Source organism: Halomonas sp. LES1 (assembly GCF_031846005.1).
In the GTDB taxonomy this organism is placed as follows: domain Bacteria; phylum Pseudomonadota; class Gammaproteobacteria; order Pseudomonadales; family Halomonadaceae; genus Halomonas.
The window spans coordinates 135,219-146,460 of sequence record NZ_JAVRGC010000003.1; the positions used below are offsets into that span (position 1 = coordinate 135,219).

The 11,242-nt window shown below is 64.0% G+C and carries 9 protein-coding genes and 5 tRNA genes; 6 read left to right on the plus strand and 8 right to left on the minus strand.

What is annotated here, in order from left to right; genetic code table 11:
• Positions 1 to 30: 30 nt before the first annotated feature.
• The 8 genes from RM463_RS07950 to RM463_RS07985 all read right to left on the minus strand — a co-directional run bounded on the left by RM463_RS07950 (position 31) and on the right by RM463_RS07985 (position 5,776).
• Positions 31 to 1,953 (minus strand): PrkA family serine protein kinase, encoded by a 1,923-nt coding sequence (locus RM463_RS07950; RefSeq protein ID WP_195688992.1) that lies wholly within the window; start codon positions 1,951 to 1,953, stop codon positions 31 to 33.
• A gap of 233 nt (positions 1,954 to 2,186) precedes the next feature.
• A complete protein-coding gene (locus tag RM463_RS07955; protein WP_311429692.1) occupies positions 2,187 to 4,199 on the minus strand; it encodes an NADPH-dependent 2,4-dienoyl-CoA reductase in 2,013 nt (670 codons plus the stop codon).
• Positions 4,200 to 4,484: 285 nt separating this feature from the next.
• Positions 4,485 to 4,561 (minus strand) — tRNA-Asp (locus tag RM463_RS07960).
• Between the two features lie 3 nt (positions 4,562 to 4,564).
• Positions 4,565 to 4,641 (minus strand) — tRNA-Val (locus RM463_RS07965).
• A gap of 49 nt (positions 4,642 to 4,690) precedes the next feature.
• Positions 4,691 to 4,767, minus strand: a tRNA-Asp gene (locus RM463_RS07970).
• Positions 4,768 to 4,796: 29 nt separating this feature from the next.
• Positions 4,797 to 4,873 (minus strand) — tRNA-Asp (locus tag RM463_RS07975).
• A gap of 38 nt (positions 4,874 to 4,911) precedes the next feature.
• Positions 4,912 to 4,987 (minus strand) — tRNA-Val (locus RM463_RS07980).
• Positions 4,988 to 5,038: 51 nt separating this feature from the next.
• Complete coding sequence (locus tag RM463_RS07985) at positions 5,039 to 5,776, minus strand: alpha/beta family hydrolase (protein ID WP_311429693.1); 738 nt, start codon at positions 5,774 to 5,776, stop codon at positions 5,039 to 5,041.
• A gap of 165 nt (positions 5,777 to 5,941) precedes the next feature.
• On the opposite strand from RM463_RS07985, the gene ccoN reads away from it, so the two are divergent.
• The 6 genes from ccoN to RM463_RS08015 all read left to right on the plus strand — a co-directional run bounded on the left by ccoN (position 5,942) and on the right by RM463_RS08015 (position 11,232).
• Complete coding sequence (ccoN, locus tag RM463_RS07990) at positions 5,942 to 7,366, plus strand: cytochrome-c oxidase, cbb3-type subunit I (RefSeq protein ID WP_195688990.1); 1,425 nt, start codon at positions 5,942 to 5,944, stop codon at positions 7,364 to 7,366.
• A 23-nt stretch (positions 7,367 to 7,389) separates the two neighbouring features.
• Positions 7,390 to 7,995 carry a cytochrome-c oxidase, cbb3-type subunit II gene (gene ccoO / locus RM463_RS07995; RefSeq protein ID WP_132044312.1) on the plus strand — a complete coding sequence of 202 codons (606 nt, stop codon included), beginning with the start codon at positions 7,390 to 7,392 and terminating at the stop codon, positions 7,993 to 7,995.
• A gap of 2 nt (positions 7,996 to 7,997) precedes the next feature.
• A complete protein-coding gene (locus RM463_RS08000; RefSeq protein ID WP_195688989.1) occupies positions 7,998 to 8,228 on the plus strand; it encodes a cbb3-type cytochrome c oxidase subunit 3 in 231 nt (76 codons plus the stop codon).
• Positions 8,225 to 9,154: a cytochrome-c oxidase, cbb3-type subunit III gene (gene ccoP, locus RM463_RS08005; RefSeq protein ID WP_195688988.1), complete on the plus strand. Its 930-nt coding sequence runs from the start codon at positions 8,225 to 8,227 to the stop codon at positions 9,152 to 9,154. The genes RM463_RS08000 and ccoP overlap by 4 nt, the downstream gene beginning before the upstream one ends.
• A gap of 133 nt (positions 9,155 to 9,287) precedes the next feature.
• A complete protein-coding gene (gene ccoG, locus RM463_RS08010; RefSeq protein WP_311429694.1) occupies positions 9,288 to 10,727 on the plus strand; it encodes a cytochrome c oxidase accessory protein CcoG in 1,440 nt (479 codons plus the stop codon).
• 1 nt (position 10,728) lies between these two features.
• Positions 10,729 to 11,232, plus strand: a complete 504-nt coding sequence (locus RM463_RS08015) for a FixH family protein (RefSeq protein WP_195688987.1) — start codon at positions 10,729 to 10,731, stop codon at positions 11,230 to 11,232.
• The last annotated feature ends 10 nt before the right edge of the window (positions 11,233 to 11,242 follow it).

Consider the following 11,242-nt stretch of genomic DNA (forward strand, 5'->3'; position numbering starts at 1 on the left):
CGGGGACCCGCCCCACGACGCGGCGTCGGGCTACTGGGACTTGCGCACCCGCAGATACCACTCTGACAGCAGGCGCACCTGCTTTTCGGTATAGCCACGCTCCACCATGCGCGCCACGAAGTCCTCATGCTTCTTCTGGTCGGCGCTGGAGGCCTTGGCGTTGAAGGAGATCACCGGCAGCAGCTCTTCGGTATTGGCGAACATCTTGTGCTCGATCACCCCGCGCAGCTTCTCGTAGGACTGCCAGCTGGGGTTCATGCCATTGTTCTGGGCACGCGCCCGCAGCACGAAGTTGACCACCTCGTGACGGAAGTCCTTGGGATTGGAGATCCCCGCCGGCTTCTCGATCTTCTCCAGCTCCTCGTTGAGGGCCTGGCGATCGAGGAACTCACCGGTCTCGGGGTCGCGGTACTCCTGATCCTGGATCCAGAAGTCGGCATAGGTCACATAGCGGTCGAAGATGTTCTGACCATACTCGGAGTAGGACTCGAGGTAGGCGGTCTGGATCTCCTTGCCGATGAAGTCCACGTAGCGAGGTGCCAGGAACTCCTTGATGAAGCGCAGGTAGCGCTGGAAGGTCTCGCTCGGCAGCTGCTCCTGCTCCAGGCGCTGCTCCAGCACGTAGAGCAGGTGCACCGGGTTGGCCGCCACCTCCAGGGTATCGAAGTTGAACACCTTGGAGAGGATCTTGAAGGCGAAACGGGTCGAGAGTCCATCCATCCCCTCGTCGACGCCGGCGCTGTCGCGATACTCCTGGATCGACTTGGCCTTGGGGTCGGTGTCCTTGAGGTTCTCGCCATCGTAGACCCGCATCTTGGAGTAGATGCTGGAGTTCTCCGGCTCCTTGAGCCGTGACAGCACCGAGAACTGCGCCAGCATGCGCAGGGTGTCCGGCGCACAGGGCGCCTCGGCCAGTGACGAGTGCTCCAGCAGTTTCCTGTAGATGCTGATCTCCTCGGAGACCCGCAGGCAGTAAGGGACCTTGACGATATAGACCCGATCCAGGAAGGCCTCGTTGTTGCGGTTATTGCGGAAGGTCTGCCACTCGCTCTCGTTGGAGTGGGCCAGCACCACCCCCTCGAAGGGGATCGCCCCCATGCCTTCGGTCGGGTTGTAGTTGCTCTCCTGGGTGGCGGTCAGTAGCGGATGCAGCACCTTGATCGGCGCCTTGAACATCTCGACGAACTCCATCAGCCCCTGGTTGGCTCGACACAGCCCCCCGGAGAAGCTGTAGGCATCCGGGTCATCCTGGGAGTAAAGCTCGAGCTGGCGGATATCCACCTTGCCCACCAGCGAGGAGATGTCCTGGTTGTTCTCGTCACCGGGCTCGGTCTTGGAGATGGCGATCTGGTTGAGCCGCGACGGGTAGAGCCGCACCACCCTGAACTGGCTGATATCACCGCCATACTCCCTGAGCCGCTTGGCCGCCCAGGGCGACATCACGCTCTTCAGATAGCGACGGGGAACGCCATACTCCTTCTCCAGCAGCTCGCCATCCTCCTCCGGCGAGAACAGCCCCAGCGGCGACTCGTAGACCGGCGAACCCTTGATGGCATAGAAGGGCACCTTCTCCATCAGCAGCTTGAGCCGCTCGGCCAGCGATGACTTGCCCCCGCCCACCGGGCCCAGCAGATAGAGGATCTGCTTGCGCTCCTCCAGCCCCTGGGCGGCATGACGAAAGTAGGCGACGATCTGCTCGATGGCCTCCTCCATGCCGTAGAACTCGGCGAAGGCCGGATAGCGGCGAATCACCTTGTTGGAGAAGATGCGTGACAACCGCGGATCCTTCGCCGTGTCGATGACCTCCGGCTCGCCGATCGCCTGGAGCATGCGCTCGGCGGACGAGGCATAGGCCAGCGGATCATCGCGGCATAGCTCCAGATACTCCTGCAGGTTCATCTCTTCCTGCTGGACGCGGGCGAAACGATTCTGCACATGGTCAAAGATGCTCATCGATGCCTCCTTAAGCCCGATGGCTCGGCGCCGACTCTTTGGCGCTCGAGAACTGGGTCACTCACAGCGTAGACAGGCGGGTTTCGACACAACGGATAGTGAGTCAACGTTCCGCTTACTCTTATGAACGCTAGGGGGTGCGGAGGGTTCGATGGCGTGGCGTCATGTCATTCAACGCAGCGGGCCTGTCGCCCCGGTGACGACAGGCCCGAGAAGGGGCAGCCAGGCGGCTCTCAGAGTTCGGCGGCCACCCGCGTGCCCTGGTCGATGGCGCGCTTGGCATCGAGCTCGCCGGGCTCGAAGGCGCCACCGACCAGATGCACCACCACCCCGGCATCGCGCAGCGGCGCATAGAGATCACGCACCGGCTCCTGGCCGGCGCAGACCACCACCGTATCGACCGCCAGCAGGCGCGACTGGTCCTCATGCCGGATATGCAGTCCGGCATCATCGATGTGCAGATACTCGCAGCCAGCCAGGCTCTCCACGCCTCGCTGTCGCAGCGATGCCCGATGCACCCAGCCGGTGGTCTTGCCGAGCCCCTTGCCCGGCTTGGAGCGCTTGCGCTGGAGCAGGAAGACCTGGCGCGGCACCTCGGGACGCTCCGGGGCCCTGAGTCCGCCCGGCGACGAGACGGAGAGATCCACGCCCCACTCCCTGCACCAGGCGTCACGATCCAGGGAGGGCTGTCCAACATGGGTCAACAGCTCCGCCACGTCGAAGCCGATCCCCCCCGCGCCGATGATCGCGACTCGCGGCCCGACCCGCTCGGGGTGCAGGATCGCCTCGGGATAACTCATCACACTGGGGTGCTCGCTGCCCGGCAGCTCAAGGCGGCGCGGGCGCACACCGCTGGCCATCACCACCGCATCGAAGTCGCGCAGCGCTGCCACATCCGCCTCACAGTTGAGCCGCAGCTGCACGCCGTGCTTGTCCAGCATCACCCGAAAGTAGCGCAGGGTCTCGTCGAACTCCTCCTTGCCGGGAATCTGGCGGGCATAGTGAAACTGACCGCCCAGCTCGGGGCTTCGCTCGAAGAGCGTCACCCGGTGGCCTCGCTGGGCCGCGGTCAGCGCCGCTGCCAGACCCGCCGGCCCGCCGCCGACCACGCCGATGCGCCGCGGCGTGGTCGCCGGCTCGATGACCAGCTCGGTCTCATGGCCGGCCCGCGGATTGACCAGGCAGGAGGTCGGCTTGCCCTCGAAGGTATGATCCAGGCAGGCCTGGTTGCAGGCAATGCAGGTATTGATCTCGTCGCTGCGCCCCGCCGCCGCCTTGCTGACCCAGGCCGGATCGGCGAGAAAGGGTCGCGCCATGCTGACCATGTCGGCATGGTCTTCGGCCAGCACCCGTTCGGCGACCTCGGGCATATTGATGCGGTTGGTGGTGATCAAGGGCAGGGAGACCGCGCCCCTCAGCCGTCGGGTCACCTCGGTGAACGCCGCCCGGGGCACGCTGGTGACGATGGTCGGCACCCTGGCCTCATGCCAGCCGATGCCGGTGTTGAGGGCGTCGGCACCGGCGGTCTCGAGCGCCCTGGCCAGGGCCACCACCTCGTCATGGGTGCTGCCCTCCTCGACCAGGTCGATCATGGAGAGCCGGAAGATGACCGCGAAATCCGCCCCCACCGCCGCGCGAATGCGCCGCATGATCTCAAGCGGGAAGCGAATCCGGTTCTCGAAGGCGCCCCCCCACTCATCGTCGCGATGATTGGTTCGCCGGCAGATAAACTGGTTGATCAGGTAGCCCTCCGAGCCCATCACCTCCACGCCATCGTACCCCGCCTGTCTGGCGAGGGTGGCACAGCGGACATAGTCGTCGATCTGGCGCTCCACCTCATCGCTGCCCAGCGCTCGGGGGGCAAAGGGGTTGATGGGCGCCTGGATCGCCGAAGGCGCCACCAGCTCCGGCGTATAGGCATAGCGTCCGGCATGCAGGATCTGCATGCAGATCCGCCCCCCCTCGCCGTGCACCGCCTCTATCACCCGACGGTGATCGTCCAGCTGCGCCTCATGCTCAAGGGTCGCCGCCCCCTGAAAGACGGCGCCCTCGGGATTCGGGGCGATGCCTCCGGTCACGATCAGTCCGACACCCTCTCGGGCGCGCTCGGCATAGAAGGTCGCCAGGCGCTCGAAGCCGTTTGGCCTCTCTTCCAGATTGGTGTGCATGGAACCCATCAGTACCCGGTTCGGCAAGGTCAGGTGACCCAGCCGCAGGGACCGAAAGAGGTGGGGATAAGCGGCCACGGCGGCACTCCTCTGTTGTTGACATACACCTTATTATTGGCATAACGCCTTGTTGTTGGCGTGACACTGCATCGGGAGCACCCGCGACAAGCGGGGCCCGAGCGCAGCGGGCGAATTCAAACAACTGTATGACAGTTGAGACTCGAGAGGAAGGCGCGGACAGGGGAACTGCAGATGGCGGCTGAAGCGAAGTTGCCGAAGTGAAGTTCTGAAGTGAAGCTATGGTGGGCTAAAACGACGAAGCCCCGAGCACTGGGCTCGGGGCTTCTGAATTCGTGGCGATAATGGCGGACCGGACGGGACTCGAACCCGCGACCTCCGGCGTGACAGGCCGGCATTCTAACCAACTGAACTACCGGTCCGCGTGGTGGGTGATACCGGATTCGAACCAGTGACCCCCAGCATGTGAGGCTGGTGCTCTAACCAACTGAGCTAATCACCCACGTAAATCGCACTGGATACTGCACTTGCTTGAGACTGTCGAGCCTTGATGGCGGACCGGACGGGACTCGAACCCGCGACCTCCGGCGTGACAGGCCGGCATTCTAACCAACTGAACTACCGGTCCGCAACAGGGCTGACTGACTGGAAACACGTTGGCGGACCGGACGGGACTCGAACCCGCGACCTCCGGCGTGACAGGCCGGCATTCTAACCAACTGAACTACCGGTCCGCTGCGTGTTGCCTACGTAATCGGGACTGCCTAGGCAGTGGTGGGTGGTACTGGGTTCGAACCAGTGACCCCCAGCTTGTAAGGCTGGTGCTCTCCCAACTGAGCTAACCACCCCCGGTACGTGGCGCTGCATTCTACAGGTGCCGGCCCGAATGTCAACGCCTTTTATCGAACGGCGTCGACTCCACCATGCTCACCCATAAAGCCGGCGATGGCGGCGGCGCCCGCCTCGATCAACCTCACCTGGGTCGTGCCGCTGGCGCGCCGTGGCTTCCAGTCGTGGTCGCCATCCTCCAGCCAGTGCAGGCATGCCGCCTCGGGCAGTACATAGCCTGCCACCTCCTCACGGGTGCCGAAGGGGTCACGACTGCCCTGCACCACCAGGGTAGGGCAGGCGAGTTGCGGCCAGTGATCGAGGCGCAGCCGCTCGGGTCTGCCGGGCCGGTGGAAGGGGTAACCGCAGAGTACCAGCCCCGGGGCGCCATCGCGGGCGGCGAGCAGGCTGGCTACCCGCCCCCCCATGGACTTGCCACCCAACCACAGCGGTGGCAGCTCGGGGTGTGACAGAAGGTCGCACCAGACCGCCATCTCCTCCACCAGGGTGTTCACCCCCGGTGGCGGACGACGACGCCCTTCGCGACGCATTCGCTGAAGGTAGCCGAACTCGATGGCCAGGGTCTGGACACCGGCCACGGCGAGATCGTCGCGCAGCCGTTGTAGGAACGTGGAATCCTGGCCCGCGCCGGCCCCATGGGCCATCAGCAGACGACCGATGCGCGCCTCACCCCGCACCTCCAGCGGCCCCTCCGGCAGCTGCCACAGGCCGCACTCGCCTCTCAGCAGACGCTCGCGACACTCGGACGAAGCCATCGCCCCGGCCTGCTGGTGGATGAACTCTGACACGAGATCTCCTTTACAAGTTCTCCAAATACACACTTGGGCGTGTTCAGGATATTGCCCGGCTGGGGTAGAATCCCCCGCGAATTGACCTGCATCATCCTCAGGGAGGCCGCGTCCGTGACACACTGACGCAGCTTTATCTCCTACCGCGTTCGATGGGAACCCGACATGAGCACAGCATTTGAACACCCGACCTACAACTACAAGGTAGTTCGGCAGTTCGCGATCATGACCGTGGTCTGGGGCATCGTGGGCATGACACTCGGTGTCACCCTCGCCGCCCAGCTGGTCTGGCCGCAACTGAACCTCGATCTACCCTGGACCAGCTTCGGACGCCTGCGCCCGCTGCATACCAACGCCGTGATTTTCGCCTTTGGCGGCTCGGCACTGATTGCCACCTCCTACTACGTGGTACAGCGGACCTGTCAGGTGAGACTGTTCTCCGACCGGCTCGCCGCCTTCACCTTCTGGGGCTACCAGGCGGTGATCCTACTCGCCGTGGTGACCCTGCCGCTGGGCTACACCACCACCAAGGAGTACGCCGAGCTGGAGTGGCCGATCAACATCCTGCTGGCAGTGGTCTGGATCGCCTATGCGATCGTCTTCCTGATGACCATCAAGCGCCGCAAGGTGTCGCACATCTATGTGGCCAACTGGTTCTATGCTGCGTTTATCCTCACCATCGCCGTGCTCCATATCGTCAACAACGCGGCGATCCCTGTCACCGCCTGGTACTCCACCTCCATCTACGCCGGCGCCATCGACGCCATGGTGCAGTGGTGGTACGGCCACAACGCGGTAGGCTTCTTCCTGACCGCCGGCTTCCTGGGCATGATGTACTACTTCGTGCCCAAACAGGCCGAGCGTCCGGTCTACTCCTATCGCCTCTCCATCGTCCACTTCTGGGCGCTGATCATGGTCTACATGTGGGCCGGCCCGCACCATCTTCACTATACCGCCCTGCCCAACTGGACCCAGTCGCTGGGCATGGTGCTGTCGATCATCCTGCTCGCACCCTCCTGGGGCGGCATGATCAACGGCATGATGACGCTCTCCGGCGCCTGGCATAAGCTGCGTACCGACCCCACCCTGCGCTTCCTGGTGGTCGCCCTCTCGTTCTACGGCATGTCCACCTTCGAGGGTCCGATGATGGCGGTGAAGACCGTCAACGCCCTCTCCCACTATACCGACTGGACCATCGGCCACGTCCATGCTGGCGCCCTGGGCTGGGTGGCGATGATCACCATCGGCTCCATGTATCACCTGATTCCGCGCCTGTTCGGCCGCACCGAGATGTACTCGGTCAACCTGATCGCCGTGCACTTCTGGCTGGCGACCATCGGCACCGTGCTCTACATCGCCTCCATGTGGGTCAACGGCATCCTGCAGGGCCTGATGTGGCGTGCGATCAACCCGGACGGCACCCTGATGTACACCTTCGTCGAGGCCGTCGAGGCCAGTGGCCCCGGTTACATCGTGCGCCTGATCGGCGGCCTGTGCTGGGTCACCGGCATGCTGATCATGGCCTATAACGTCAGCCGGACCATCAAGCGCGGCGAAGAGGCCCATCAGCCGCTTCCGCAGACCGCCTGAGCCTACAGGGAACGAGACTTCCAATGAGACACGAGATCGTCGAAAAGAACGTCGGCCTGCTCGCCGTGCTGATTCTGGTGGTAATCAGCTTCGGCGGCCTGGCCGAGGTGGTGCCACTGTTCTTCCAGAAGCAGACCACGCAGCCGGTAGAGGGGCTCAAGCCACTGTCGGCCCTGGAGCTCGAAGGACGCGACATCTATCGCCGCGAGGGTTGCGTCGGCTGCCACTCGCAGATGGTGCGCCCCTTCCGCGCAGAAACCGAGCGCTATGGCCCCTACACCGTGGCCGGTGAAACGGTCTACGACCACAACTTCCTGTGGGGCTCCAAGCGTACCGGGCCCGACCTCGCCCGCGTAGGCGGCCGCTACAGCGACGACTGGCACCGCGCGCACATGTACAACCCGCGTGACGTGGTGCCCGAGTCGGTGATGCCCGCCTACCCATGGCTGTTCGAGAACACCGTCGACGGCGAGGCCACGCCCAAGAAGATGCGCGCCCTGCGTGCCCTCGGCGTGCCCTATACCGACGAGCAGATCGAAAACGCCACCAGCGAGGTACGTGGCGAGCAGGAGATCACCGCTCTGATCGCCTATCTGCAGCAGCTAGGCACCGTTCTCAAGGATAACTGATCATGGACAGCGGCACCGTAAGCGGCATCGTTACCGGCATCCTGATCGTGACCTTCATCGGCATCACGGTGTGGGCCTACTCGAAGCGGCGCAAGCCGGACTTCGATGAAGCGGCCAATCTGCCCTTCAGCGACGATGACGAGACACCGAACCATGACACGAGCGCCTCGCCGAACGGGGTCGATTCCCGCAAGAGCGATTCTTGCAAGAGCAAGGGAGACAGGAACACATGAATAATCTCTGGGGTGACTCCCTTTCCGGGTTCTGGAGCGCCTGGATCATCGTCATCACGCTGGGCTCCATCGGTCTTGCCTTCTGGCTTCTCTATGCCAACCGCAAGACCGACAAGACCCCCGATGCCGAGGGCAATGTCGATACCACCGGCCATGCTGCCGACGGCATCGAGGAGTACGACAACCCGCTACCGCGCTGGTGGTTCCAGCTCTACGTCGGCACCGTGATCTTCGCGCTGGGCTACCTGGTACTCTACCCGGGCCTGGGCAACTTTGCCGGCCTGCTGGGCTGGAGCCAGGAGGGTCAATGGGAGCAGGAAGTGGCGCGAGCCGAGGAGCGCTTCACACCGATCTTCGCCCAGTACGAGGAGGTGCCGATTCCCGAGCTGGCCCAGGACGCGGAGGCCATGCAGGTCGCCGAACGCATCTTCCTCAACAACTGTGCGGTGTGTCACGGTTCAGGCGCTCAGGGCGGCTACGGTTTCCCCAACCTGACCGACGACGACTGGCTGTATGGCGGCGAGCCGGAGAATATCCTGGCGACCCTCAACAACGGCCGCAACGGCCTGATGCCCTCCTGGCAGCAGCTGGGCGAGGAGAACATCGAGAACGTTACCCAGCATGTCCTCGCGCTCTCCGGCAACGAGCATGATGCCGAGCGCGCCGAGAGCGGTGCGGCGACCTTCGCCTCGGTATGTGCCGCCTGCCACATGCCCGACGGCACCGGCAACCAGGCACTCGGCTCGCCCAACCTGACCAACGACATCTGGCTCTATCAGCAGCCCGGCCAGAGTGTGGCCGACGCCGTGCGCCAGACCCTGCGTAACGGCCGCAACGGCCATATGCCGGCCCAGGCCGCCTATATCGGCGAAGAGCGTGTCCACCTGGTGGCCGCCTACGTCTACAGCCTGCGCGACCAGGACTGAGACAGCCGATCCCGGCAAGGCTGAAAGGGTGCGACCTCAGGTCGCACCCTTTCTCGTTTATGCGGCGCATCGATACAATAGTCCCATCCCGCCCCGAAGCGACCCGGGTCCTCCCTCCTGCCGTGAGCCAGCCATGAGCGACAAGATTCCTACTCGCGATGTCACACCGCCATCCGTGCAGCACCATACGCCCACGGAAGCGGTCACCCAGGAGATGTATGCCAGTCGGCGCCATATCTATGTGCGTGAGATAAAGGGCGTCTTCCAGCGCCTGCGCCGCGCCTCCAACTGGTTGCTGATGCTGGCCTTCTTCCTGCTGCCCTGGGTGCCCTGGGGCGACCGCCCCGCCATCTGGTTCAATCTGCCCGGTCGCGAGTTCCATATCTTCTCGGCCACCTTCTACCCCCAGGAGTTCATGCTGCTCTCCTGGCTGCTGATCATCTGCGCCTTCGGACTGTTCTTCATTACCGTGTTTGCCGGCCGCGTCTGGTGTGGCTACACCTGCCCCCAGAGCGTCTGGACCTTCCTGTTCATCTGGGTCGAGCACCGCCTGGAGGGTTCGCGCAACCGTCGCATCAAGCTCGACAAGCAGCCCATGAACGCCGACAAGCTGTGGCGCAAGGGAGCCAAGCACGCCATCTGGCTGATCATTGCCCTGGCCACCGGCATCACCTTCGTGGGCTACTTCACCCCCATCCGTGACCTGGTGGTCGAGCTGCCGACCCTGGAGGCCCACGGCTGGTCCTACTTCTGGGTCGGCTTCTTCCTGGTCTTTACCTACCTCAATGCCGGCTGGCTGCGTGAACAGGTGTGCATCTACATGTGCCCCTACGCCCGCTTCCAGTCGGTGATGTTCGACCGCGACACCCTGATCGTCTCCTACGACGCCGCCCGCGGCGAACCCCGCGGTCATCGCAAGAAGAGCCTCTCCCATGAGCAGGCCCGCGAGGCCGGTCATGGCGACTGCATCGACTGCGACCTGTGCGTGCAGGTCTGTCCCACCGGCATCGACATCCGCGACGGCCTGCAGGTGGAGTGCATCTCCTGTGCGGCCTGCATCGATGCCTGCGACAGCGTGATGGACAAGATGGGCTACCCCCGTGGTCTGATCCGTTACACCACCGAGAACGCGCTTGAGGGCAAGCCCACCCATATCCTGCGGCCACGCCTGATAGGCTATCTCGCCGCCCTGCTGGCGATGATCGGGCTGTTCGCCTGGACCGTCAGCGATCGCACGCCGCTCTCCTTCGACGTGGAGCGCGACCGCAACCGGCTGTTCCAGACCACCGCCCAGGGCAACATCAGCAACAGCTACACCATCACGGTACGCAACATGGATGGCGAGGCCCACGTCTATCGCCTGGAGGCTTCGGGCCTGCCCGGGCTGACACTGGATACCGAGAGCATCCGAGTCCCGGCCAGTGACTCACGCCAGCGGGTGGTCACCATCACCGTGCCGGGAGAGGTGATCGAACAGCCCAGCCATGCCATTACCCTGCGACTGACCGCCGAGCGGTCCCCCGATATCAGCCTGGAGCGCGAGGCACGCTTCCTCGGCGAACTGCGGAGATAACATGCGCGAAGACCTCAAGCCCTGGTACAAGCAGTTCTGGCCCTGGTTTCTGATCGGGCTCCTGATGTCATCGATCACCTTCAGCCTCATCTACCTGGCCGTCTCGATTCGCTACTACGATGGCTCGGTTGGCGGCGACTACTACAAGCGCGGCCTGGCCATTAACGAGCAGCTGGCCAAACAGGAGCATGCCCGGGCGCTGGGGCTCGAGGCCCAGGTGCTGTTCGATAACCGCACCGGTGACGTCGTGGTGGACCTGGTGGGAGAGAGTCGCCCGGAGAGCCTTGCCCTGGCACTGATCTTCCCCACCGACAGCGACTTCGATCGCGAGCTGACCCTGGAGCATGTACATGAGGGTCGCTATCTCACCACCCTGGAGGAGCCATTGCGCTACCGCTGGTACCTGCAGCTGCAGCCCGAGGCAGGTGAGCAGGCCGAGTGGCGACTCACCGGCGAGATCAGCTTCCCGAACGATGCCCCCGTCACCCTGAAGCCGGGCCTCTAGCCCGGCGCCC

What these genes read in the sequence shown, in the direction of transcription:
- RM463_RS08000 (WP_195688989.1), top strand. Translation starts at nt 7,998, where the DNA reads ATGGACAGCGGCACCGTAAGCGGCATCGTTACCGGCATCCTGATCGTG.
- RM463_RS08015 (WP_195688987.1), top strand. Translation starts at nt 10,729, where the DNA reads ATGCGCGAAGACCTCAAGCCCTGGTACAAGCAGTTCTGGCCCTGGTTT.
- ccoG (WP_311429694.1), top strand. Translation starts at nt 9,288, where the DNA reads ATGAGCGACAAGATTCCTACTCGCGATGTCACACCGCCATCCGTGCAG.
- RM463_RS07950 (WP_195688992.1), bottom strand. Translation starts at nt 1,953, where the DNA reads ATGAGCATCTTTGACCATGTGCAGAATCGTTTCGCCCGCGTCCAGCAG.
- ccoP (WP_195688988.1), top strand. Translation starts at nt 8,225, where the DNA reads ATGAATAATCTCTGGGGTGACTCCCTTTCCGGGTTCTGGAGCGCCTGG.
- ccoN (WP_195688990.1), top strand. Translation starts at nt 5,942, where the DNA reads ATGAGCACAGCATTTGAACACCCGACCTACAACTACAAGGTAGTTCGG.
- ccoO (WP_132044312.1), top strand. Translation starts at nt 7,390, where the DNA reads ATGAGACACGAGATCGTCGAAAAGAACGTCGGCCTGCTCGCCGTGCTG.